Origin of the sequence: Flavobacterium sp., from assembly GCF_024305175.1 — a bacterium.
Lineage (GTDB): Bacteria > Bacteroidota > Bacteroidia > Flavobacteriales > Flavobacteriaceae > Flavobacterium.
This window is the reverse complement of the sequence record NZ_JAMWYY010000022.1, coordinates 22,541-48,031: the sequence shown is the minus strand read 5'-3', so window position 1 is coordinate 48,031 and position 25,491 is coordinate 22,541. Positions and strand designations below refer to the sequence as shown.

Genomic DNA, 25,491 nt, shown 5'->3' with positions numbered 1-25,491 from the left:
GTGATAAGCACCATATCCAAAATTGGGTAGATATTGAAAATGAATATTATCAGTTATTAAAAGAGTGTCTTCAAGAGAAAGATAATAAAAAAGTAAAAAGACTTAATGAGGAGTTTGAACAGGTAAAAAAACTTTTGGAAGAATATCTATGTACAGAAGTTGAGGATAAATATAAATTAAAGATTAATAAAGAAACTTTAAACATACTGACAAAAACTCAGTATAAAGATAAAGAAACAACTATACTTTTTAGGGAGTTACAAAGTGAAACAGCAAAATATTACTCCTCTAAAGTAAAAGAAAGGTCTCTCAAAGGGGAGGATTTTATAATTGAGCAATTGAAGTATCTAAACTTCAATTACACATCACTCCTTCAAAAGGAGATTTCATTTTATGCCGAAGAGGTGTATCAATGTAACCAGATACATGGACTTTTAAATAATAAAGAAAGCCCCATTGTTTTTGGCTTTGGCGATGAAATGGATTATGATTACAAAACGATAGAAAAGAAAGATGATAATGAGTATTTAAGAAACATCAAATCTTTTGCTTATCTGAACACGCCCAATTACAAAAATTTGATTGATTTCTTAGAGTTAGATAAATATCAGGTATATATCATGGGGCATTCATGTGGGTTATCTGACAGGATATTACTAAATAAAGTATTTGAGCATCAAAACTGTATTTCTATAAAAATATATTACCATCAAAAGGACGGATGGGATAACTACACTGATATAGCACAAAATGTATCACGCCATTTTAATAAAAAAGAAATGATGCGGGAACGGATTGTAAACAAAACCTATTGCGAGCCTTTACCACAAACTAAACTACCTCTTAAAAATAGTTAGAAATATCAATAGATTTATAATTAAAAAACCCGGTACAGTTTTGCACCGGGTTTCCAAACATAAACTAAACAATTAAATCCTATTGGAACAAAACTAACTTAATTCTTTCTTTCTATTAGCGCCATCCGCCGCCAAGGGCCTTATAAAGGTCTATAATAGCAAGGTACTGCCTGTATTTGTTATCCAGCAGGTTAAGCTCGCTGTTAAGGGCACTGTCTTTTGCTGTAAGCACCTCAAGGTAATTTACCATACCATACTCCAAAAGTTCATCAGAGTAATCAGCCGCTTTGGTAAGGGCATCTACCTGCTTTTCGCGGATAGAGAGCTTCAGGGTTTCGTTTTCATAATTGGCAAGGGCATCGCTAACCTCGCGGCCTGCGTTTACCAGCGCCTGCTCAAACTCAATATAGGCCTGCTCCTGCTGTGCCTTGCTTACCTCATACTGGGTGCGTATCTGCCTCTGGTTAAAAATAGGCTGTGCAAGCCCGGTAACAATATTGGCAAAAAGCGAGTTAGCGCTAAACCACTCTTTCAGGTCGATACTCTGCAAACCACCTGAAGCGGTAAGCGTTAGCGAGGGATAGAAATTACTCCTTGCCACATTGGTAAGCTCAAAGGCATTTACAAGGCCATACTCAGCCGCTATAACATCGGGCCTGTTGCGCAACAGCGAAGCCGAAAAGCCCAGTTTAATGTCGGGGTTAAGCTGCTGCTGTGCCAGCGTGGTGCGCTCTATAGCCATTGGCTCTTCGCCCAACAGCAGGCTCATATAATTCTCAAGTATTACAATGCTGTTCTTCAGGTCGGCAATAATAAGCTCTGTGGCATATTTTTGCGCCTCGGTCTGCTTTACGCCCACCTCGTTAACGCTGCCGGCTTCTTTCAATGCCTGTATGGTTTCCACACTTTCGTTGCGGTTGCCAAGCGTTTGCTGGGCAACTTCAAGCTGTGCATCTAACGACAGCATTTGGTAATAAGTAGCGGCAATATCGGTAATTACCTGTGTTTTTACCGCCTGGTTGGCTGCAATGGTTTGCAGGTAAGATGCCGCGGCAGCACGTTTGTTACTGCGTATCTTGCCCCAAATATCAGCTTCCCACGAAAGGTTTCCGCTAAGCTGGTACTGGTCTATAGCCCCGTTAAAAAAGCTGCCGAACTGGCTGTTTCTTGCAAGCTGCTGGTGTGTCCAGGTGGCATTACCGCTCAACGATGGGAAGTAAGAAGCCTTTGCCTGCTTTAGGTATGCCTCTGCTGCAGTAATGTTTTGTATGGCTGTCCGGATATCAAAATTGTTTTGCAGCCCGGTTTTAATATGCTTTTGCAGCACCGGGTCGGTAAACAGGTTTTCCCATGATATATCCGCAAGGCTTGCGCTGTCCTGCGCCACCAATTCGGTGCGGTACAGGTTTTCGGCCTTTACATCGGGCCTTTTATAGGTCTTTGCCGTAAAGCAAGACTGCATCAGCAGCCCTGCTCCCGCCACAAGTAGTATTTTATAGGTTGTTGCTAATCTCATTTTCAGGATTTGAATTTTATGCTACGGTTTCAGTTTCATCCACTTTCGGTTTGCCGGATATTCGCTCCTGCAACGCCTGGAATATTACAAACAGTACAGGCACCACGAACACGCCGAAGAGTGTACCGATAAGCATGCCGCCCACGGCACCCATACCAATACTGCGGTTACCCACCGCGCCCACACCGCTTGAAAGTGCCAGCGGCAGTAACCCGAATATAAAGGCGAACGACGTCATCAAGATTGGCCTTAAACGCGCCCTGCTGCCCTCTATGGCTGCCTTAACCAAATCCATTCCGTGGCGTCTTCGCTGTATGGCAAACTCTACAATAAGGATGGCGTTCTTGGCAAGGAGGCCTATAAGCATGATAAGTGCCACCTGAAAGTAAATGTTATTCTCAAGCCCTGCCAGCTTTACAAAGCCGATAGCCCCTGCAATACCTACCGGCAGCGATAATAATACCGATAGCGGAACGATATAGCTTTCGTACTGCGCACTAAGCAGGAAGTAAACAAATATGAGGCTGAGAAGGAAAACGCCTGCCGCCTGGTTGCCGGCAATAATTTCTTCCCTTGTCATACCGCTAAATTCATAGGTATAGGTGCTCGGCAGGTGTTGCTCGGCAACTTCCTGTATGGCCTTAATAGCGTCGCCGCTACTGTAGCCGGGGTTGGCCTTACCGTTAACGTTTACCGCTTTTAAAAGGTTAAACCTTGACACCGCTTCGGGGCCGTATATCTTTTTAAAATCGACAAACTGGCTAATGGCTACCATCTGTCCTGCGGCATTGCGCACATATACATCGTTTATACTCTGCTCATCGGCCCTTTCGCTTGGTAATGACTGTATCATTACCCTGAACTGCTTACCAAATCGGTTAAAGTCGGTAGTATATAGACCGCCATAATAACCCTGCATGGTATTAAAGATATCGCTTACCGATACCCCTGCATCCTTAGCCCTTTCCACATTAATATCCATCTGGTATTGCGGGAAATTAGGGTTAAAGTTGGTAATGGCATATTGTATCTCCGGGCGTTTGCTTAGCTCGGCAAGGAACTCATTACTTACCTGGCTTACTTTAGACCAGTCGTCGTCAGCTTTTGCCTGCAGCTTAAACTCAAAACCATCGGCAGTACCAAAGCCCTGCACACTCGGCGGCGTAAAGAACAGCACACGTGCATCTTTAAAGGCTGCCGTCCGTGCAAACAGCTGCCCTACTATGGCATCTACGCTCTGGTTGTCTTCCTTACGTTCTTTCCAGTCTTTCAGCTTTATAATGGTAAAGGCATAAGAACCACCGTTTACCCTGTTTAAAAGGCTGAAGCCCACTACGCTCATCCTTGCATCAACCTCAGGTATACTGGTAATAACACTGTCAAGCTGGTCAACCGCTTTCTGCGTCTGCTCAAGTGTTGTTCCCGGTGGCATGGTAAGGTCGCTCATAATGATACCCCTGTCCTCATTCGGGATAAATCCTGATGGCGTTGTGGTAAACAGGTAATAGGTAATTCCTGTAAAGACAAGAAGCCCGATAACTGTTATCCATTTTTTGCGTACCAAGAAGCCCAATGAGCGGGTATATTTACGGTTCATGCTGTCGAACCCGGCATTAAAGGCTGTAAAGAACCTTTCTTTAATGTTTTTCTTTTTATGATGCTCGCCCTCTTTGTGCGGCTTCAGGAAAAGGGCACAAAGCGCGGGGCTTAATGTTAATGCGTTTACTGCCGAGATAAGGATAGCTACCGCAAGCGTTAACGCGAATTGCTGGTAAAACACACCCGAAGGCCCCTGAAGGAACGATACCGGAACGAATACCGCCGCCATAACCAATGTAATGGATACGATAGCACCTGTAATTTCGCTCATGGCAGAAAGCGTTGCCTTTTTAGCGGACTGCTCCCCTTCATCGAGCTTGGCATGTACCGCCTCTACCACCACAATGGCATCATCCACCACAATACCAATGGCAAGCACAAGCGCAAAGAGGGTAAGCAGGTTAATAGAGAAGCCAAAGAGGTTAAGGAAGAAGAACGTACCCACAATGGCTACCGGAACGGCAATTGCCGGGATAAGGGTAGAACGCACATCCTGAAGGAACAGGAACACCACGATAAACACCAGCACAAACGCTTCTATAAGTGTAGAAACCACTTTATCTATAGAGGCATCAAGGAATGTTTTAGTGTTAAACGGCACTACATACTCTATCCCTTTAGGGAAGTTTGGTTTTTCCTCTTCTAAGATCTGGGTTACCTCATCAATAATATCGTTAGCGTTAGAACCCGATGTCTGGAAAATACCCATAGCAACGCCGGGATTACCCATACCGAAGTTCTTTTGCCCGTAGTTGAATGCACCAAGCTCTATCTTGGCAACATCTTTAAGCCGGAGAAAGTTACCGCCACCCGTGGCTTTAACCACGATATCTTCATATTCAGGCACGCTGCTAAGGCGTCCTTTGTATTTTATTACATATTCATAAACGCCATCGGCATTTTCCCCGAATTTACCCGGTGCCGCTTCTACGTTCTGCTCCTGCAGGGCTCGCTGTATATCGGCAGGGGTAAGCCCGTAAGCCGCCATTTTTTCGGGGTCTATCCATATACGCATCGAGTAGTCTTTTCCACCAAATACGTTTACCTGCCCCACACCCTTAACCCTTTGCAGCTTTGGCACAAGGTTAATCTTTGCATAGTTCTGCACAAACGTACCATCATATTCCGGATTGGTTGAATAAACTGAAAGGAACATCAGCGCACTTGTCTGGCTCTTAACTGTGGTAACACCTGTTTGCACTACTGCCTGCGGCAGCTTGCTGGTAGCACGTGCCACACGGTTCTGCACGTTTACGGCTGCAATGTCAGGGTTTACGCCAAGTTCAAAGAACACGTTTATGGTTGCCGAACCATCATTAGCGGCAGTAGATGTCATGTAGGTCATGCCCTCTACCCCGTTTATTTCTTCTTCCAGCGGGATAATAACGCTGTTAAGCACGGTACCTGCGTTGGCACCGGTATAGGTTGCCGATACCTGAACGGTGGGCGGTGCAATTTCAGGGTACTGCTCTACAGGCAGTGCCATAAGGCCCAGCACACCCAAAATGGTTATCAATATTGAAACTACGGTACTTAGTACCGGCCTTTCTATAAAAGTTTTAAGCATCTTTTGTTACTTTATTTTTTTTGCTGAGTAGTATTACCGGATGGCTTAGCTGCTGCAACTGTGGTACTGTCTGTAGCGGCTGTGCCCTGCTGCTGTGCAGTTTCCTGCTGCGGCACTATTTGCTGGCCTTCTTTAAGTTTTGTTGCGCCTGCGGTTACATATACCTCGCCCGGCTCAAGGCCTGCTGTAACAATATAGTTGTTACCCGCTGTTGTGCTTGTCTCTATAACCCTTGATGTAACAGTATTGTCTTTGCCCACAACATAAATAAGCTGTTTGCCTTGCATATCCATAACGGCGTTTTGCGGCACCAGTATGGCTTCATCTTTTTCTATCGGTATGCGCACCACACCACTGCTGCCGCTCCTTAAAATGCTTTCAGGGTTCGGGAACTCGGCACGGAATTCTGATGTCCCGGTTACAGGATCTACAATACCGCTAACAGCAGTAAGCTTTCCTTTATGTTCATACTCGCTGCCATCTACCAGTATAAGGCTTACCTGCTGTACATTCTTAAGCTTCTCCTGAAGGGTAGCGCCTTTAAATGTGCGTGAAAAATCGAGCAGTTGTTTTTCGTTCATGGTAAAGTAGGCATAAACCACCCTTGCATCAGAAACGGTTGTAAGCGGCATCTCTGTAGTGCTGCTTACAAGGGCTCCCTCTTTATAAGGTAAGGTTCCTATTACCCCATTTACCGGAGAGGTTATGGTACCATAACCAACATTTGCGGCAACGCTGCTGTAAGCGGCTTTTGCCTGAGCAAGCTTTGCTTTAGCCGTTTCTAGCTGCACATTACTTATAATGTTGCGCTCTACCAGCGGCTTAAGCCTGTCAACCTCTACCTGTGCAGCATCTACACTGGCTTTTGCCGCGGCAGCATCCTGGCTCAGGCTTTGGGTTTCGAGCTTAAATAATAATTGCCCTTTTTTAACCTGGTCGCCTTCATCCACATAAATTTTCTGGATAAAGCCATTAACCTTTGGGCGTATCTCTACATTTTGCTGCCCCTCCAGGTTGGCCGTATAATCCTGGTAAATAGTGGCATCCTGCCTGGCTACGGTTTGCACCGGAAAAGGAGCCGGGCCCTGCGCCTGCGGTGCCTGCTCTTCTTTTTTACCACAGGCCGAAAGTATCAGTAAGGCAGCAAGTGCCATTAAACTACTCTTTTTCATTTGTTAACTATTATTCTGATTGTGATTATTAAATTGATCTCTGTTTTTTTCTATTTCCTTAAACCTTGAAATGGTTTTCAGCAGCAGCTTTTCTACTTCCAGCACATGCTCTTTATAGGCTTTTGTATTTTCGAGATTGCACAGCTCGGCATCACACGATGCTGTTTTTTCGCGGTAAGCCAGCATACGCTCTATAATCAGCTTTTCGTGCTCTATCATTTTTATGTAGCTGGCAAGCCTTTCGCTTAACGGTGAAGGGCGGAAGTATTTCTTGCGGTCGCCTGCAAGGGTATAGTATTGTATCTTACCCATTTTAAGCAATAGGTTAACACTGGTAGAAACAGAGCTTTTACTTGCCCCCATTCGTTCTACCAAATCTTCAAATGTTATCCCTGCTTTGCAGCTGTCTATAATAAGAACTCCTAATATCCTGGCTGCCAATGGCGGAATATTATATTGCCTCTCGAAATGGATGCCAAACATTTCCCTTAATTCTTCTTTCTCTTTCTGTATGTCCTGCATTATATCCTTAAATTTCATGCAAAGATATTATATAGTTCGGTAAACACCGAACTAAACGAACCAAATTAATAGTTAAATATTTGTTAATACAAAGCACGTTATTAACTATAACGTTTTAGTAAAATATAATGAAACTTCATATTTACTGTATATTCCTCAAAATGCCATTTGGGAAAATGAATAAAATCGGATATAAAAAAAGTGGCTATTTAGCCACTTCTATAATCACGTTAAGCATTCCGTGATTTTTATTATCGGTAATTTCCATGAATGCTTTTTTGCTCAGGTCTATATCCCTGCCCCGGGTAAAGGGCCCTCGGTCATTTATGGTAACAATTACTGATTTATCGTTAGCTTTATTGGTAACCTTTACTTTTGTACCGAATGGTAATTTTTTATGCGCTGCGGTATATTTGCTGTTACTGAATTTTTCTCCGCTGGCGGTTTTCCTTCCATTGAATTTATCGGCATAGTAACAGGCTACCGCTTTTTTGTCGTAAACAGAAAAAGAACCTGATGCCGATGCACCACCCCTGCGCGAGGAAGAGCAAGCAGCAAGCAGGCAGGCAGTAACAAAAACAATAAGAACGCGCTTGGCCATTGGTAGTATTGTATTGCTTATTTAGTTTCTATAATTTCAATTTTTACCTTAAAAGTACCGGAACTTTTATTAGAAGCTATTTCCATAAAAGCTTTTTTGGTAAGGTCTATTTCGAGTTTTTTATTATACGGGCCACGGTCGTTAACTTTTACATCTACCCACTTGCCATTGGCCTCGTTGGTAACGCGTACCATAGTGCCGAATGGCAGCTTCATGTGGGCGGCGGTATATTTTTTGTTGTCAAACCGCTCACCGCTGCTGGTTTTGCGCCCGTTAAACTTATCGGCATAATAAGTAGCGAGTACATTTTTTTTGTAGGGCTTCAACTTAACCTCTTTTGCGGCAGCAACCGGGGCTGTTTTAGCTGTGTCGGCAACTGTTGTTGCTTTAGCAGGGGTGCTGCCTTTAGCTATGCCATTACCTGATTTTTGCTGCGTAAAACTGAAAAGCGCCGCTACGGCAAAAGTTGCAATACTAACGTAAAAACATTTTTTCATACTTCCTGCATTTGTAAAATTATACAAAAAGCAAAAAGCCCTTAAAAGGGCTTATATGCTGTTAGTTTAACCACTGGCTCCACGGAATCCTGCTTAAAAGCAGTATAAATCCTAAAGCATATAAGTAGGCAAGCCTTTTAAATTTAGCAGGGCTTTCGGCAGCTTTTTTGTGCCCGCTCCAGCCTATTGTTATTAATATAACGGCTATAATGTTAGTAAGCGGGTGCTCTACCACAAAAAGCCTAAGGTTGCTGTCTTTCATTACCGCACCCATGCCCGCTGCTTTGGCAGCCTCAAGCTTTGGTGAAAGGAAATACAGCACCATGCCCAGTAAAAACTGTATGTGCGTAAAGGTTAGCGCTATCAGTGCTATCTGCCTGTCCCTTTTAAGGAATGGCCTTTTTGCGCTTAAGCCTGCGAAAGAATTAAGCAGTGCAATAAGCAGTAATCCTAATGTTGCAAATGCCCAGTAAGAGTGCAGGGCGAGTACTGACTGATATGCATCCATAAATATTTCAGTTTTCGGTTATTGGCAAAAATAAGTATTTATGAAATAGAACGTAACATAATTTGCTGAATATGATTAAAAAATTACCCCCCGGCGTAGCGGGGGGCAATATCAACAACCTGTATGAAACAAAACTAACTTTAAAAATTATCTTATTTTAGAAATTAAACCTCATCCCGAAGTTCCATGTCCTTCCGTTACCAAAGAAACCGAAATTGTTTACATTAATGCCTTTGTAGGTTTCAGCACCCTCTTCAACCGGTATGGCAGAAGTTAGCTCTGTAATATATACTTCGTCAAAAACGTTGTTTACGTTTAACCTGAAGGTAAGCGAGCTCTTAACGAATTTCATGGTATAAGTAACACCTGCATCTACAAGGTCATATGTTGGCAGTTCAACATTTTCTTTAACTACTGCCTGTGCATAAAGGTTATCATACGTCCTCCAGTCAGTATCTACAGAGAAGTTAGGTGTAATCCTGTAAACAGCGCCAAGGCCTATAGTAGTTTGCGCACCACCGCCCACTTTACTTCCATCTACGTCCTGTATCTGCTCGCCTATTACCGGATTATCGTTTATAGTATATTGCCCGTCAGAAACCAGGTTCTGGTTTTCGTCAAATACCCTGATGTAAACATCGTCATCATACTCCCAGTTACCTAAAGAAGCAAAACCCCTCACATCAAGCTGCTCAAAAGGCCTTGCCATAAAGCTAAGCTCTATACCGGTGTGCAGCTGGCTAAGCCCGGAGTTGTTTGTGTAAAGCACTGTTTCACCCTGGTCAGCAATATCGCTTTCGGTAGTAACCCTGTCCTTCCAGCTTGTCCTGTAGGCATCAAGGTTAATGTCTAAGTACTGGCTTTTAAACCTGTAACCTGCTTCTATACCTGTAATTTTTTCATTCTCGGTAAGCGGGTTAACATCATTACCAAAGTTCAAGTAAATGTTATCATGGTATGGCTGCTTGCTGTAATAGCCTGCATTAACAAAAATAGTGTTCTGCTCGTTGATGTTAAAACTACCACCACCCTTAATGTTAAAGCCCGTGTTGCTTACCCTTTCAGATTCTTCCTCTGCTTCTGTATAGCCAAACCTGTCCCAGCGGATGTGGGACTGTGTAGAAACCGCACCCTGAACAAATACCGAAAACATATCTGTTGCATATTCTGCCTGCCCGAAAATACCGCCGTAGCTTATCCTTTCGTCATAATCGTAGTTAACTTTCTGGTTATCGGCAGGATCATTGGTAAAGGCACTCCATGGGTTTGCGCTGAACGTTTCAGTCACAATATATCCGTCAGTATACTGCGCATTATTATCTACACGGAAGCCGTTTAAGCCTAACAGATTCGATATCTCCCTGTAGTGGGTTCCTTTATATGTCCGTACATCTAATCCTGCATTGTAGCTAAAGTTATCATCAACCCTGTGGTTAAAGTTAGATACAAGCCCATACCATGCATGGTTGTTAACCGAGTTACGGATGGCATAAGCCCTTTCGCCGGCTTCCCTGCTTTCAGTACCAATCATTCCGGGAAGCATCATGTTATTATCGCGGATGGTATTAAAATCTACATGCCCATCAGCCGTACGCACCCTGCCGTTACCCCAGTTACCGGTACCGCCTCCGCGGCCGTATGAGGCATATAATACTGATGACAGCTCCATTGCAGAGTTTATATTCCAGTCCCAGTTAAGGTTAAGCACCGGCTTGTGGTAGTAGTTTCTCCTCTCACTCAGGTAGTCACCATCCAGAAAACCGTAGTTGTTGTTATACTTCCTTCCGAATTTAAGGTAATCGGCAATTGGTTTAGTAAAGTTCTGGTCGTGCCACTGTGGTGCACCGAACACAAGGAAGTTAAACAGGTGCTGGTCGTTAGGCTTATAACCGAAAGATATAAAGTAGTTATAACCCTCACCAAAAGTACCGCGGTTGTAACCGTCGCCGCTCCACTTAGTAAGCATTGCGCTAAAGCCGAAACCATTTTCCATTAATCCTGTGTTATAAGAAAGGGTTGTTTTTTGGTAATCATCATTACCTATTATTGACTGTGCAAAACCACCCTGGCGGAAATCGGTAGCTTTTGTTACGATGTTTACCGTACCTCCCACAGAAGATATGGCAAGCTTAGATGAACCAAGTCCCCTTTGCACCTGTACCGAATTGGCAACATCGGTCATACCGCTCCAGTTACTCCAGTACATATTACCGTCTTCCATACCATTTATAGGCTGACCGTTTAAAAGAAATGCCGTATTGGTCTGGTCGAAACCGCGCACGTACATTTTAGAATCTCCAAAACCACCTGCCTGGCTTGCCACATATACAGATGGCGTATTTTTCATAACCTCGGGAAATTCCTGGTTACCCGATTTAAGCCTGATTTCCCTCTGGCTGATGTTAGACACTGCAACAGGCGTTCTCCTGTCCTGCTCAAGGTCAATTACACCACGGCCTACAATTACAACGGTTTCCAGCTCTTCAGAGTTCTCTGTAAGGTTAATAGTACCAATGTTTAGCTGTTGCCCGGGGTTGATTGTAAAAGGCAGCTTAAGGCTGTTAAAACCCAGATACGAAATTGTAAGTTCGCCGCTCAAAGAGCTTGTTTGTAATGTAAACATACCGTTTACATCGGTTGTGGCACTGTCCATAGTACCTGTTACGGTAATAGTTGCGCCGGGTAAAGGCATTTGGCCATCGGTAACTGTACCGGTAATAGTTTCCTGTGCCATCGCAAAAACGCTTATCAGCATCATGGAAACCGAAAACAAAATTCGTGTAAAATTTTTCATTCTCAGAAGTGTTATTTTAGGTTTTGCGGCAAATTTGATGCATGCATAGCATTAAAAAGTTAAGCTAAGTTTAAGAGGGGTATTTTTTACTGAAGGTTGACCCTTAGCTTACCCTTGCTTAATGAACAGGAAGTATTCTTACAAACAAAGAAACCTTAAGTTTAAGGTACTTTAAAGCTTTTTTAAACCCATAATATTGCATACCAAACAGGCTTTTTGTATGCTATTGATGATAGAAATAAAAAAGCCCGCAGGTTATCTGCGGGCTTTTTAGTATAGTATTTACAATATTATTTTTTGCTTAAATACTCTTTCAGTAAAAACGTGGTACTGCTGTCGTGCTGTTGCACTTCGCCAGTGTTAATTTCATCAAGAATAGAGTTAGCAAGCTGCTTGCCAAGCTCTACACCCCACTGGTCATAACTGAAAATGTTCCAGATAACCCCCTGAACAAATATTTTATGCTCGTAAAGCGCTATAAGGCTGCCTAAGGTTTGCGGTGTAAGCTTATCTATCAAAAGAGTATTGGTAGGCTTATTGCCCCTGAAAACCTTAAAGGGAAGTAAAAACGCTGCCTTCTCCCCGCTTATGCCCTGCTTTTCAAACTCTGCCTTAACCTGTGCTTCGGTTTTACCGTTAAGCAAAGCTTCAGTCTGTGCAAAAAAGTTCGACATCAGTTTGTCATGATGGTCTGTATTACCGTGCAATGGCTGTGCAAACCCTATAAAATCAGTAGGGATAAGCTTTGTGCCTTGGTGTATCAGCTGGAAAAATGCGTGTTGCGAATTAGTACCCGGCTCTCCCCATATAATAGTACCGGTCTGGTAATTTACAGGGTTGCCATCGCGGCCCACGCTCTTACCGTTGCTTTCCATAATACCCTGCTGCAGGTAAGGAGCCAGTTTTTGCAGGTATTGTGTGTATGGTATCAGCGCCTCGCTTTCGGCACCAAAAAAGTTGTTGTACCAAATGCTTAGCAATGCCAGCACTACCGGAATATTCTCTTCATGCGGCGCAGTGCGGAAATGCTCGTCCATTTCATGCGCACCTTTCAGCAAGTTATCAAAATTATCAAACCCAACCGAAAGCGCTATGCTAAGGCCAACGGCGCTCCATAACGAAAAACGCCCTCCAACCCAGTCCCACATCGGGAATATATTTTCTTCGGCTATGCCAAAACCTGTTACTTTACTTATGTTGGTACTTACCGCCACAAAATGCTTCGCTACATCCTGCTGCGATGCATGCTTCAAAAACCATTCGCGCACTGTTTCGGCATTGCTAAGGGTTTCCTGTGTGGTAAACGTTTTAGATGCAATTACAAAAAGCGTAGTTTCGGGGTTAAGCCCTTTAAGGCTTTCCATTACATGGTCGCCATCCACGTTAGATATAAAACGTACCTCAAGGTGGTTGCTGTAATAAGCAAGTGCCTCTGCCACCATAGCCGGGCCCAGGTCGCTGCCCCCTATGCCAATATTTACCACATGGGTAAAGGCTTTGCCTGTATAGCCTTTGCGTGTGCCGCTTATAACCTCATCAGTAAACTGTTTTATTTTGTTTTTAACGGCATATACCTCGGGCATTACATTTTGCCCGTCAACTTTTATATCTGCATTTTCAGGTGACCGCAGTGCCGTGTGCAGTACCGCACGGTTCTCGGTGCGGTTTATAGCCTCCCCGCCAAAATAACTCTCAACAGCTCCTGCAAGATCTGCCTCTTTTGCGAGGTCCTGTAAAAGCGAAGCCGTTTTTTCGTTAATGATATTCTTGGAATAGTCTACCAAAAAATTATTCCACTTAATGTGGAATTTCTCGCTCCTGCTGCTGTCGGCAGCAAACATTTCCTGCATGGATGCATACTGCATTTCCGAAAAATGTTCCCGCAATGCCTGCCATGCAGCGGTACCGGACGGATTGGTATTTTGTAATGCCATAGGTTAATTTTTGAATGTGATGTTATAGATGCTGTCTAATTCTTTTTTCAGCGGCTCCATCTGCGCTATGAACTGGGGCTTGTATTTAGCCTCCATCGGCTGAGAGCTTGGCAGCCTTTGCCTTAGCGCATCTACCTGTACACCGTTTTTCCAGAAGCGGTAGCACACGTGCGGGCCGGTGGCAAGGCCTGTACTGCCCACAAGACCAATTACATCGCCCTGCTGAACGTGCTGCCCCCTGCGCACTTTGATTTTACTCATGTGCAGGTATTGGGTGGTATAAGTACCGTTGTGCCTTACTTTTACATAGTTACCGTTACCGGAGCTGTACCCTGCCTCTATTACGGTACCTGTTGCGGTTGTCATAATAGGCGTTCCCGTTGGTGCGGCATAGTCGGTACCGTTATGCGCCTTCCATCTTTTTTGCACCGGGTGAAAGCGTTTCGGTGAAAAACGCGAAGTAATTCGGCTGAATTTTAACGGCGCTTTTAAGAACATGCTCTTAAGCACTTTGCCTTCATCGTCATAGTAATCGGCGCGTTTTGCATCCGGGTTCTGCTTAAACGGGAAAGCATATTTCTTTTCACCTTTTGTTTCAAAAACAGCGGCTTCTATGTTTTCTACTCCTGCGTAAATGGTATCGCTTATAAATCGTTCATTTACCGTAACGGCAAACTTATCGCCTTTTTGCAGCTTAAAAAAGTCGATAGACCATGCGTATATTTCAGATAGCTCGTGTGTAAGTGCCGGGCCCGCGCCTGCCTTGTTTATGGTTTCGGCAAGGGAACCTTCTATAGTTGCGGCAATAACCCTGCGTTTAATGCTGAGTGGCCTTGTTTTTTTATAGGCTTTGGCAATACTGTCACGAAGGTCTACCACATAATAGCTGAGCCTGTCGGCCTGATACACAAAAACCTCCAGGTTATTGGGGTTCTTTTTGTTTTTAAGTAAAGTGTAAGGTTTGCCTATACGTATATCCCTCAGGTTAAAGCTATCGCGTATGGCCTCGGTTATATTGTGCACCTGTGCCACATCATAACCCTGCTCCTGCAGCAGCCCGCCAAATGTATCGCCACTTTTAATGGTATCGTGCTCTACCTTAAAATCATTAAGTACAAAACCGAACTCCTTTACAATTTTTTCTTTGGCTACTACGGGCTTTTTTATTTTTTCCTTCTCCTCTTTATTACAGGCTATTAAAGTTAGTATAAGTAATATGGCGGTAAAATACTTCAATTTCGGCTGTTTATTCGGTTATACATTTTCGCCCCATGTGCGCAGTTCTTCTTCTGTCCATAACTCGGGGAAAAATATCCTTCTCTGGTATCTCGGGTGCATATACTTTTTCCAGTCGCTGCCACCGGTTGCCTCCTGCGGGCCGCTGGCACTCTCTATATATTTTTTTGCTGCATTATAGTGCCCCATAACCCAGGTAACATTTACCGTATAGTCATAATGGCGCATTGCTTTTACAAGCATGGCATCATTTTGGGCTTCCTGCGGCAGTTGCTTAAATTTCCTCCAGATGTTTATGGTGTTGTACTCTTCCATAAAACGCAGGAACTCGCCTTTATATTTTCTTTCAAATTCTTTTAGCAGATAGGTTTTCTCGCCTGTCTTGTAATCTTTACCCGCTGCCTGCCAGTACAGGTGCTCTAAAGCATGTTCATAGGGTGTATTGCGGTCTATCGTGGCGCGGTAACGATAGTCTATAAGGTTGATGAGATCTGTACTGGCAAACTCTATAAGCCTGTACTGCGCGCTCTGGAAACCGCTTGCAGGGGTAAGTGTGTTCCTGAACTTCATATACTGCTCTACCTCCATACCTTCTTTCATAATATCAAAAGATGTGGTAAGCATATCAAAGTAGCGGCTTATGCGCATAAGCTTTTCCGTAAAATAGCCGGTTTCGGGCTGTTCGGTATGGCAAAGCTGCTCTACCTCCCAAAGAATCATTTTAAAAATCAGCTCATTAACCTGATGGTACATAATAAATACCATTTCATCTGGCAGCGTGGTGCGCTGTATCTGAAGGTTAAGCAGCGCATCTGTTTGTATATAGTCCCAATAGGTTATGGGTTTGGCCCAAAGCAGGCCTTCAAGATGTGTTTCCGTTTTTTGGTTAATATCCCTGAATTTCTCATCAAGTGCGTTAAGCTTATCAAGGATTGGGGTTGTTAACTCCATTGTTGCCTGTTATTTTGCATTAAAAGGATGACTTAATCCTCTGTATTCTTCAAGGTCAGCCTTAAGCGAACCCACAGCAAGACTGGCCTTTATGCGCAAAGGTACTTTATTTTTGTCGTCTGAAATCCAAACGGTTAAACTCTCTTCTTCCTTAAACACCCGGCCGGCCTGAACATAGGGCCTGAATATCATGGCTGATACTGTGCCAAATTTAGTAGATATATTTTCCCTGCCAATGAATTTGAGCTTAAATTTTGTGGTTTCATCATCAAAAAACATATCTATAGATATAGATTCGCCCACTTTTAGCTTGTCAACATCCGGGTGGTTGCGCAGGTAATAAAATGTTGAAACGATATCCTGCACGTTTTCGGGAACGCTGAATGTTTTCTGCTTTTTATTTTTGTAGTCTTTAACCACCACGGTGTTATTGCCCTGGTTAAAAAAACCTTCCTGGTTTTTGGTATAGCCGCCCTCATCAATTTTCCTTACAAACTGGTAGGGTTGCCCCGTTACTTTATCAAAGTAACTTTCGTAAAGGTCTTCTACCTTAAAGAAAAACTTGGTCATACCCGTAGTAACTCCTTTACCTACAACATGATGTACTTTTTTACCACTGCGGGTTGCCTCCTTAACTTCTAAAGTGGCATAGCCTGCGTTTACAATGCCGTAATGAATCCTGAACTTAAAGTACTCTCCTGTATCAAAAGCATCCTGCGGCACAGCACTTACCGAGGCAAGGAGAAATAAGATTACCATTAATTTTTTCATAGTAAATTTTTTTTGTTTTGGGTGTTTTACGGCATAAAAAGCAATTACTGTTCCAAAAATAAGAAAACAAAAAAACCCAGTCAAAAGTATGACCGGGTTTTTATGCTATTAACCAACCAAAAAACTATAAATTATGAAAAATTTACCACAAAAAATTTAATGTGTCAGCACCTCCTTTTTTGCGAGTGCAAATGTATTCACAATATTGAAAATATATGTGTAAAATTTTTACTTTAACACATTATCCTCAAAAAATAGTTTCCAAATTGGCTTAAAATTTAATTATCTGCAAAAATAAAGCCCTTTTACAGCGTTCCACGCAACTCCTGCTCACGCTCTATGCTTTCAAACAGTGCTTTAAAGTTACCGGCACCAAAACCACGGGCACCCATACGCTGTATTATTTCATAAAACAGGGTTGGCCTGTCTTCTACCGGCTTGGTAAAAATCTGCAGCAAATAGCCTTCTTCGTCGGCATCTACCATAATACCTAACTTTTCAAGAACCGCTATATCCTCTTTCATAATGCTCATGTGCTCGCCAAGCCTTTCAGGCACTGCTTCATAGTAGGCATGTGGCGGAGGTGAAAGGAACTCAACGCCCCTTGACTTAAGGTCTGAAACTGTTTTAATGATATCATCGGTAGCAATGGCTATGTGCTGCACACCCGGGCCACCGTAAAAATCAAGATATTCCTCAATTTGGGAACGTTTTTTGCCTTCTGCCGGCTCGTTGATAGGAAACTTTATACGGCCGTTGCCGTTACTCATTACCTTACTCATCAAAGCAGAGTATTCGGTATTAATCTGCTTATCGTCAAACGAAAGGAAATTTACAAAGCCCATAACCTCTTCATACCACTTAACCCATGTATTCATTTCATTCCAGCCCACGTTGCCCACCATGTGATCTACATACTTAAGCCCGGTAGGCTCAGGGTTATAATCGCTCTTCCACTCACGGAAGCCCGGCAGAAACACACCGTTGTAGTTTTTACGCTCTACAAACATGTGCACGGTTTCGCCATAGGTATAGATACCTGCGCGTACTACCTCACCAAATTCGTCTTTTTCTACCGTTGGCTCCATATAAGGCTTTGCGCCACGGCTGGTTGTTTCTTCAAAAGACTTATGGGCATCTTCTACCCAAAGGGCTACTACTTTAACACCGTCGCCATGCTTAACAATATGGTCGTTAAGTGGCGAATCTGCTGTTAGCGGGGTAGTAAGCACTATGCGTATCTTATCCTGCTTGAGAACGTAACTTGCACGGTCTTTTACACCGGTCTCAAGGCCTGCATAGGCCAGTGACTGGTAACCGAAAGCCGTTTTGTAATAATGCGCAGCCTGCTTTGCATTACCTACAATAAACTCTACATAATCTGTTCCTAAAAGCGGAAGGAAATCCTGTGCGCCCTCAAATATTTTTTCGAGTCCGTATTCTACACTTTTAACTTCTTTGCTCATTTTATTTATATTTTCTTTAACTGACGCTATGACACTGACAGGCAGTTAGCATTATTGACTTATTTATTATTCTACCCAGGTTTTGTAATACTGGCCATCATCTAAGCCCATGGCTTCTTTAGTTACCATAAGCGGGCGGAAGGTATCTACCATTACGGCAAGCTCCTGTGTTACGGTCTGGCCTATGCTGCGTTCTGTAGCTCCGGGCGCAGGGCCGTGTGGTATGCCTTTAGGGTGCAGGGTTATATGCCCCTGCTCTATGTTATTGCGGCTCATAAAGTCGCCATCTACATAATACAGCACCTCATCGCTATCTATATTGCTGTGGTTGTATGGCGCCGGTATAGAAAGCGGGTGGTAGTCATAAAGCCTTGGGCAGAAAGAACACACTACAAATGCAGGTGTTTCAAACGTTTGGTGTACCGGAGGCGGTTGGTGTACCCTGCCGGTAATCGGCTCAAAGTTGTGAATACTGAAGCCGTAAGGATAGTTATAGCCATCCCACCCTATTACATCAAACGGGTGCGTGGCATATACTACCTCGTGCAGCATGCCCTCTTTTTTTATCTTGATAACAAAATCGCCTTTTTCGTCATAGGTTTCCAGCTCCTGCGGCAGTTTAAAATCGCGCTCGCAGAAAGGCGAATGCTCCAGTAGCTGACCGCTTGAGTTTTTATAGCGCTTAGGCGTATATAACGGCGCAACCGACTCTACATAAAAAATACGGTTATCTTCGGTATCAAAATCTATCTGGTAAATCATACCGCGTGGTATGATAAGGTAATCGCCATACTCAAAAGGTATGTTACCCATAAAAGTGCGGAGCGTGCCGGTACCTTTGTGAATGAAAAGCATCTCGTCGGCATCGGCATTTTTATAAAAATAGGTGCGGAGCGATTTGCGCGGGGCAGCAAGGCCAATGGCACAGTCGCGATTAACCAGCATGGTTTTGCGGCTGTCTAAAAAGTCGTCTTCCGGCTTAAGCTCAAAACCTTTAAGCAGTAATGATTTAATGTTCTTATCTATAGCAATTTCAGGCTCTACCGAATAAGATTTAAGTATCTCTTTTACCTGAGTGGGCCTGTGCACCTGGTACAGCAAAGATGAGTGGCCGTGAAACCCCTCTGTACCGAAAAGCTGCTCATAATAAAGCCCGCCATCGGGTTTGCGAAACTGAACGTGCCTTTTTTGGGGAAAATCTCCAAGCTTGTGATATATAGGCATAATAGAAATTTATTAATTAAACATAATGTGCGGCAATAGTAGTGCCGTTCCTCATTCCGGATTTCTCTTGATGAGGAATTTTAAGTAGCTTAATAAACCCTGCCATTGCGAATTCATGTAACAAATATCGTAAAAATTTAATTTTTACCTGTTGTTTTAGGCAATTTTTACGATATTTTCTTTTACATCGCTAAAAGAGAAAAATGTAGAAGCCGCCTGCTTCCTTACAATAAAATAGCTAACAGGCGGCTTTTATAATTATAGTAAAAGATGTCTACGATATGAACTTCTTTACCAGCTCATAGGCTTCTGCCTTGGCGGTATCAAGATCATAATTTTTTATGATGGTATCAAACTGCGGGGCTGTTGCCAACTCTACCGATGCCTTTGCAATGCGCATGTTTATTTTTTCGTCACTTTCAGTACTGCGGTTCTTCAGCCTTATTTTAAGTTCATCAATACTGGGCGGCTTTACAAACACGGCAAGGGTTTCTTCAGGAAACTTGCGTTTTATGCGCAGGCCACCGGCAACATCAATATCAAAAATCACGTTCTTGCCCATAGCCCATATGCGCTCTACTTCACTTTTAAGGGTGCCATAAAAGTTATCGCGGTATACCTCTTCCCACTCTACAAAGTCTTCTGCCTTTATGTGCTTTTTAAACTCGTCTATGCTCATAAAGTAGTAATCTTTACCATGCTGCTCCTCTCCGCGCGGGCTTCTTGTAGCTGCAGAGATACTGAACTCAAGGTTAAGCTCGGGCTGTGCCAGCAGGTGCCGCACTATAGTGGTTTTACCCGAACCCGACGGGGCCGAGAATACAATTAATTTACCTTTATTCATTGTGTGTTGTTGTGCCCCTCCCATCCTCCCCAAAGGGGAGGTGTTGCGGATGGTTTATTAGTTTTACTTAAAACTATTGCCTAATGGCTTTTGCCTATAATATATTAAGTACCTGTTCCTTTATTTTTTCCAGCTCATCCTTCATTTGTACCACGAGCTTTTGCATCTGGGCATGGTTGGCCTTGCTACCCATAGTGTTTATTTCGCGGCCCATTTCCTGAGTTATAAAGCCCAGCTTGCGCCCGTTGGCTTCATTACCCGCAAGGGTTTCCATGAAGTAGTTAAGATGGTTTTCAAGGCGTACTTTTTCTTCGGTAATATCCATTTTCTCCAGGTAGTAAATAAGCTCCTGCTCAAAGCGGTTCTCATCTACATTTACCTGCAGCTCGTTTATGGCGTTTTGCAGCCTGTTCTTAACGTTTTCTATACGCTCGCTGTCATAGGCAACTGTCTGCTTCATAAGCGACATAATATTGGATATGCGTACTAAAAATTCCTTTTCCAGCGCAATACCTTCCGTTACCCTGAAACTGTTTATGTTTACAAGTGCCTGCTCTATAACCTCTTCAATCTGCGCCCAGTCATTCTCATCAATCTCCTCGCGTTCTGTTTTAAGGGCATCCGGCATGCGCACTGCCATTTTCAATAGTTCGGTCTGGTCGCCGTCCACTACTTCTCTAAGCTGGTTAATGTAGGCTTTTACAATCGGCACATTAACCTTGCTCGATGTTTCTTCGCCGGTTACCTCAACAAAAATGGAAAGGTCTATTTTACCGCGCTCCAGCTTTTGTGCCACGCGGTTGCGCAGGCTAAGCTCCATCTCCCTGAAGACAGAGGGCATACGCACATTTAGGTCGAGCCCTTTGCTGTTTAGTGACTTAATTTCTACAGTAACTTTTTTGTTGGGCAGTTGCATAGAAGCTTTGCCAAACCCCGTCATGGATTGTATCATGCAAAAAATTTAAAGGCACAAAGTTACAAAAATTTGTGGGGGATTTTAAGTGTAGTGCAGCCCGAAGGATTTGAAAATTTGAAAATGAGCCTATTTGAAAATTATACAGATTCCTCCACTTTGGTCGGAATGGAAGCCAAAACTGATATTTTCAAATCTTCAAATCAGCACATTTTCAAATTATATAATCGTTTATGCCACGTTCTTATCCTTTGGTTTGATGCTTACAAGGTAAACCCCGCCGAATATAAGCAACGCCGAGAGTATCTTAACCAAATCAAGGCTATCTTTACCTAACCCTATAGAAAACAAGGTGGCAAACAATGGCTGTAAATAAATGAATACCGCAACGGTTGTAGGCTTAAGTTCTTTCATGCTCAGCAGGTTGAGCAGATAGGTAAGAAAGGTAGAGATTACCACCACAAACGCAGTTTTAAGAATAATATCTAAAGGCATTGCGCTAAAATCAGCCGCCTCTACCTGTACCCACCCAAAAGGCAGTACCATCATAAACCCGAAGAGGTATATCCATTTTACAAAAGCAAAAGCATTGTACTTGTCCATCAGCTTTTTTACCAGGATAAGGTACAGGCCATAGCTTACCGCGTTTACAAACACCAGGAAATTACCCCACAGCGCGTTTTGCGCATTGCCCACACTCTTACCATATAATATTAGCATAACAGTACCCACAAGCCCCAGCAGTATGCCTGCCGCCCTTCGCTTCACAATACGCTGGCGCATTAGTATTGCAGAGAGCACCAGTACAATTATAGGCGTGGTAACCATAAGCACCGAAGCCATAATGGGCGATGTAAGGCTTAACCCTTCAAAAAAAGTGAGCATATTAAGTGCTACGCCAAACAGTGCGGCAGCGGCAATTCGCGGAAAATCGGCTAAGGCAATTTTCTGGCGGGTTACCAAAAGTGCGGCGACCCAGAACAAAACTGCCGAAACACCCACACGCAGCACTATAAAGCCAAAAGGCTTAATATAGGCAGGCATTACATCTTTGGCAATGGTAAAGGTTACCCCATATATAATGGAAACCAGTGTGGCGGCAGCAAGGGCAAAGTTACGCTTACTCATTACCCAGGTGTGCTACGGCAGCTTCGGTTACAGCTTTGCTGTTGCCAATAAAAACAGTTTTACCATCTGCAATAACCGGGCGGTTTAAAAAGGTGTAATGCTCCAGTATCAGGTTTTTATAATCTTCCTCTGTAAGTTGTTGGTCTTTTAGCCCTCGCTCTTTATACAGGGTAGCCCTTCGGCTGAAAAGCGCCTCATAGCTGCCTGCTAACTTTTTCATTTCTTCAAGCTGTTCGGCAGTTATAGGTTTTGTCTTTATATCCTGTAATTCGAATCTATCTGTATTCGGCAACAATTTTAATATACGTTTGCAGGTATCGCAGGTTTTAAGGTAAAATATGGTTTTCATTACTAAGCCTTCTTTTTGTAAAGTGCAAAGGTATTTATAACACTAAAACTTTACTAATTATAATGCCAGTAAACTTTTGCAGGAATTACTTACTTTTATCTTTATAAAATCTATTCTATGCAAACTACATTCAGCGTGTTGCGCAAAAGCAGGGAACTGTATTTAAGGTTCCTTGACAATTATACCCCGGAGCAGCTTAACAAAGTACCCGAAGGGTTTAACAATAACATATACTGGAACATAGCGCACATAGTGGTAACACAGCAGCGGATAGTATATTCGCTTTCGGGATTGCCTATGATAATTAGCGAGGAAATGGCAAAAAGCTATATGCGCGGCACAAAACCGGAACGCGATGCTACCCAGGCAGAAATAAACGAATTAAAAGAACTGCTTTTTACCACTGTAGATAAAACCGAACAGGACTTTAATAACGGTATTTTTACCGGGTATAAAGAATATACCACCGAGTTTGGCTATACCCTGCGCAGTGCAAAGGAAGGGCTGGAGTTCAACAACTTTCATGAGGGCGTACACATGGGCGTGATAATGTCGCTACGAAAGTTTGTATAGCCTAAGCCAGCTTTTGCGAAATATGGAAAATAGCGTCGCCCTGATATACTATCGGGGCATCGTTGCTGTTGATGATGTAGCCGCTGTATGGCGCTTTAACCGTATGCTCAAACTTTCCGAACGGGTCTGTAATGCAGGCAATAACTTCACCCTTTTGCACCAGCTTACCGGCAGGCGTTGGGTTTTGCAGTAATCCCGAAAAATTAGCGCGCACCCACGCCGAACGCTCTATATAAACCGTATTGCGCTCCGGGTGTTTTACATTCTTTTTGGGATTCAGCATATCCAAGTGGTACAATACCCGCTTGGCACCACGAACGGCTTCCTGAGTTACATCCTGGTTTAAATCAAGCGACTTGCCGCCTTCAAACAATAATATTTTTACACCAAGCTTGCCGCACGCATTACGGAACGAGCCTGTAATGTTTTTGCTGTATAGCGTAAACGGCGCATTAAAAATATCGGCAAGGTGCTTAAGGTCGGGGTTGTTGGGTACTATACGGATTTGCGGAGCATTAAAGCGGCTGGCTCCCCCGGCGTGGAAATCGATGCAATAATCTACATTAGGCAATACTTCTTTCAGCAGGTGCCAGGCAAAGCGTGAGGCAAGCGAACCGCGCTGGCTACCGGGGAAAACCCTGTTAAGGTCGCGACCGTCAGGAAACTCCCTGCTTTTGTTTACAAACCCGAAAATATTAATAACCGGGATGCAGATAATAGTCCCCCGCTTGGGCTTATTGATTTTTCTTACAATAATCTGGCGCACAATCTCGGTACCGTTAATCTCGTCGCCGTGCAGGGCAGCCGTAAAAAGCACTACAGGGCCGTCAAGCTTAGCCCTTTCTATAATAATAGGCACCTTAAGGCGGCTCATGGTGTGCAGCCTTGCAATTTCCATGTTAATCGTTTTGCTTTCGCCGGGCATTACGGTTTCGCCGAGAATGGTTATATTCCTGTGGGCCATAGGTTTGTTTTACTGGTGGTGTAAAGATATAAAATAGGCTTTACAGTTGGTAATAAGAGGTATTGGTTATCAGTTAATGGTTCTTTTCCATTTCGAACGGAGCAAAGCGAAGTTGAGAAATCTCAAGCTTATATAGATTCCTCCGCTTCGGTCGGAATGGAAGTAATGAACACTTTCCATTTCGAACGGAGCGAAGCAAAGTGAGAAATCTCTCCAACTCATTCAGATTCCTCCGCTTCGGTCGGAATGGAACACATTATCGGACAACAGGCATCGGACACCCAACATCCAGCATCAAGCTTCTTAAAATTTAAATTTACCCATTAGCCAATAAAACTTTGTCACTAACTTTGTAGTATGCAAACGCCTTTAGAACTTCAGATACAAACCCTGCCCGACAGCCCGGGTGTGTACCAGTATTTTGATAAAGATGACAAGCTGCTGTATGTGGGCAAGGCGAAAAACCTTAAAAAAAGGGTAATGTCCTATTTCAATAAGGTTAACGACAGCGGGCGCATACGCGTTATGGTGCGCAAAATTGCCCGCGTAAAGCACATTGTTGTGCCTACCGAAAGCGAGGCACTGCTGCTGGAAAACAACCTCATCAAGAAACTGCAGCCACGCTATAATGTGCTGCTTAAAGATGATAAGAGCTACCCGTGGATGTGCATTAAAAAAGAGCCTTTTTCCCGCGTGTTCCACACCCGGAATGTCATAAAGGATGGCTCTGAATATTTCGGGCCTTATACCTCTTTTAAAACGGTTCATACACTCATGAGCCTTATAAAGGAACTGTACCCGTTGCGCACCTGCAATTACGACCTTAATGAAGCCAACATACAATCGGGTAAATATAAAGTTTGCCTGGAGTACCACATAGGCAACTGCAAAGGCCCTTGCGAAGGAAATGAACCACTTGCCGAATACCAGCGCCATGTAGATGCCATCCGCGAAATATTAAAAGGCAACTTTAAAGACAGCCTTCGCGATTTTAAAAAACTGATGCAGGAGCTGGCTGCCGATATGCGTTTTGAAGAAGCCCAGAAAATAAAAGAAAAGATAGACGTGCTGGAAAGCTACCAGGCACGCAGCACCGTGTTTAATCCTCGCATAAGCAACCTTGATGTTTTCAGCATTATAAGTGATGAAAGCATGGCTTATGTCAATTTTATACAGGTAAGCCACGGGGCTATTGTGCGCTCGCACACCATGGAAATAAAAAAGAAGCTGGATGAACCTGATGAAGAGCTTTTAGAAATTGCCGTGGTAGAGCTTCGCGAGCGTTTTAACCTGCGCAGCAGGGAGGTGCTTGTACCCTATGAAATTGACCTGGGCGAAAGCGTAAAGGTAACCGTACCCAAACTGGGCGACAAAAAACAGATACTGGACCTGAGCGAGCGTAATGCCCGTTTTTACCGTATGGACCAGCTAAAGCAGATAAAGATTACCGACCCCGACCGCCACACCAAGCGTATTATGGCACAAATGAAGCAGGACCTGCGCCT

General features: G+C 43.6%; 22 protein-coding genes. 3 read left to right on the top strand and 19 right to left on the bottom strand.

The annotated features are described in order from the left end of the window. Positions 1-857 (top strand): AbiH family protein (locus Q0K96_RS07480; RefSeq protein WP_297333383.1); only part of this gene is annotated, 857 nt, incomplete at its 5' end. Positions 858-972: 115 nt separating this feature from the next. Here Q0K96_RS07480 and Q0K96_RS07475 read toward each other — a convergent pair. From Q0K96_RS07475 to Q0K96_RS07390, 18 genes are all read right to left on the bottom strand, one after another. Continuing rightward, positions 973-2,373, bottom strand: a complete 1,401-nt coding sequence (locus Q0K96_RS07475; RefSeq protein WP_297333382.1) for an efflux transporter outer membrane subunit — start codon at positions 2,371-2,373, stop codon at positions 973-975. A gap of 16 nt (positions 2,374-2,389) precedes the next feature. Continuing rightward, positions 2,390-5,539 (bottom strand): efflux RND transporter permease subunit, encoded by a 3,150-nt coding sequence (locus Q0K96_RS07470; RefSeq protein ID WP_297333381.1) that lies wholly within the window; start codon positions 5,537-5,539, stop codon positions 2,390-2,392. An 11-nt stretch (positions 5,540-5,550) separates the two neighbouring features. Continuing rightward, positions 5,551-6,711 carry an efflux RND transporter periplasmic adaptor subunit gene (locus Q0K96_RS07465; protein ID WP_297333380.1) on the bottom strand — a complete coding sequence of 387 codons (1,161 nt, stop codon included), beginning with the start codon at positions 6,709-6,711 and terminating at the stop codon, positions 5,551-5,553. 3 nt (positions 6,712-6,714) lie between these two features. Further along, positions 6,715-7,251 (bottom strand): hypothetical protein, encoded by a 537-nt coding sequence (locus Q0K96_RS07460; protein ID WP_297333379.1) that lies wholly within the window; start codon positions 7,249-7,251, stop codon positions 6,715-6,717. 187 nt (positions 7,252-7,438) lie between these two features. Beyond that, positions 7,439-7,834, bottom strand: a complete 396-nt coding sequence (locus tag Q0K96_RS07455; RefSeq protein WP_297333378.1) for a septal ring lytic transglycosylase RlpA family protein — start codon at positions 7,832-7,834, stop codon at positions 7,439-7,441. A gap of 17 nt (positions 7,835-7,851) precedes the next feature. Continuing rightward, positions 7,852-8,331 (bottom strand): septal ring lytic transglycosylase RlpA family protein, encoded by a 480-nt coding sequence (locus tag Q0K96_RS07450; protein WP_297333377.1) that lies wholly within the window; start codon positions 8,329-8,331, stop codon positions 7,852-7,854. Positions 8,332-8,392: 61 nt separating this feature from the next. Continuing rightward, positions 8,393-8,839, bottom strand: coding sequence for a hypothetical protein (locus Q0K96_RS07445; RefSeq protein ID WP_223054475.1), 447 nt, complete (start codon positions 8,837-8,839; stop codon positions 8,393-8,395). 157 nt (positions 8,840-8,996) lie between these two features. Further along, complete coding sequence (locus Q0K96_RS07440) at positions 8,997-11,633, bottom strand: TonB-dependent receptor (RefSeq protein WP_297333376.1); 2,637 nt, start codon at positions 11,631-11,633, stop codon at positions 8,997-8,999. Positions 11,634-11,923: 290 nt separating this feature from the next. Next, positions 11,924-13,567 carry a glucose-6-phosphate isomerase gene (pgi, locus tag Q0K96_RS07435; protein ID WP_297333375.1) on the bottom strand — a complete coding sequence of 548 codons (1,644 nt, stop codon included), beginning with the start codon at positions 13,565-13,567 and terminating at the stop codon, positions 11,924-11,926. Positions 13,568-13,570: 3 nt separating this feature from the next. Further along, a complete protein-coding gene (locus Q0K96_RS07430) occupies positions 13,571-14,803 on the bottom strand; it encodes a peptidoglycan DD-metalloendopeptidase family protein (RefSeq protein ID WP_297333374.1) in 1,233 nt (410 codons plus the stop codon). An 18-nt stretch (positions 14,804-14,821) separates the two neighbouring features. Further along, the gene (locus tag Q0K96_RS07425) at positions 14,822-15,754 is read right to left on the bottom strand and encodes a tryptophan 2,3-dioxygenase family protein (RefSeq protein WP_297333373.1); all 933 of its coding nucleotides are present in this window, start codon (positions 15,752-15,754) and stop codon (positions 14,822-14,824) included. A 9-nt stretch (positions 15,755-15,763) separates the two neighbouring features. Continuing rightward, positions 15,764-16,525 (bottom strand): DUF3108 domain-containing protein, encoded by a 762-nt coding sequence (locus Q0K96_RS07420; protein WP_297333372.1) that lies wholly within the window; start codon positions 16,523-16,525, stop codon positions 15,764-15,766. A 305-nt stretch (positions 16,526-16,830) separates the two neighbouring features. After that, positions 16,831-17,991 carry a 4-hydroxyphenylpyruvate dioxygenase gene (hppD, locus tag Q0K96_RS07415; protein WP_297333371.1) on the bottom strand — a complete coding sequence of 387 codons (1,161 nt, stop codon included), beginning with the start codon at positions 17,989-17,991 and terminating at the stop codon, positions 16,831-16,833. Positions 17,992-18,057: 66 nt separating this feature from the next. Further along, the gene (locus tag Q0K96_RS07410) at positions 18,058-19,215 is read right to left on the bottom strand and encodes a homogentisate 1,2-dioxygenase (protein ID WP_297333370.1); all 1,158 of its coding nucleotides are present in this window, start codon (positions 19,213-19,215) and stop codon (positions 18,058-18,060) included. 274 nt (positions 19,216-19,489) lie between these two features. Further along, complete coding sequence (gmk, locus tag Q0K96_RS07405; RefSeq protein WP_297333369.1) at positions 19,490-20,059, bottom strand: guanylate kinase; 570 nt, start codon at positions 20,057-20,059, stop codon at positions 19,490-19,492. Positions 20,060-20,153: 94 nt separating this feature from the next. After that, entirely contained in the window at positions 20,154-21,011 is an 858-nt protein-coding gene (locus Q0K96_RS07400; RefSeq protein ID WP_297333368.1) for a YicC/YloC family endoribonuclease, read from the bottom strand. A 192-nt stretch (positions 21,012-21,203) separates the two neighbouring features. Continuing rightward, positions 21,204-22,100 carry a DMT family transporter gene (locus tag Q0K96_RS07395; RefSeq protein WP_297333367.1) on the bottom strand — a complete coding sequence of 299 codons (897 nt, stop codon included), beginning with the start codon at positions 22,098-22,100 and terminating at the stop codon, positions 21,204-21,206. After that, positions 22,093-22,449 (bottom strand): ArsC/Spx/MgsR family protein, encoded by a 357-nt coding sequence (locus tag Q0K96_RS07390; protein WP_297333366.1) that lies wholly within the window; start codon positions 22,447-22,449, stop codon positions 22,093-22,095. Before Q0K96_RS07390 ends, Q0K96_RS07395 begins: the two co-directional genes overlap by 8 nt. A gap of 117 nt (positions 22,450-22,566) precedes the next feature. On the opposite strand from Q0K96_RS07390, the gene Q0K96_RS07385 reads away from it, so the two are divergent. Continuing rightward, positions 22,567-23,022 carry a DinB family protein gene (locus tag Q0K96_RS07385; RefSeq protein ID WP_297333365.1) on the top strand — a complete coding sequence of 152 codons (456 nt, stop codon included), beginning with the start codon at positions 22,567-22,569 and terminating at the stop codon, positions 23,020-23,022. 1 nt (position 23,023) lies between these two features. Here the strand turns inward: Q0K96_RS07385 and Q0K96_RS07380 are convergent, their stop codons facing one another. Then, entirely contained in the window at positions 23,024-23,986 is a 963-nt protein-coding gene (locus tag Q0K96_RS07380; protein WP_297333364.1) for a succinylglutamate desuccinylase/aspartoacylase family protein, read from the bottom strand. 357 nt (positions 23,987-24,343) lie between these two features. Here Q0K96_RS07380 and uvrC point away from each other — a divergent pair. Next, positions 24,344-25,491, top strand: a 1,148-nt coding sequence (gene uvrC / locus Q0K96_RS07375) for an excinuclease ABC subunit UvrC (protein ID WP_297333363.1), incomplete at its 3' end; no start/stop codon positions are given.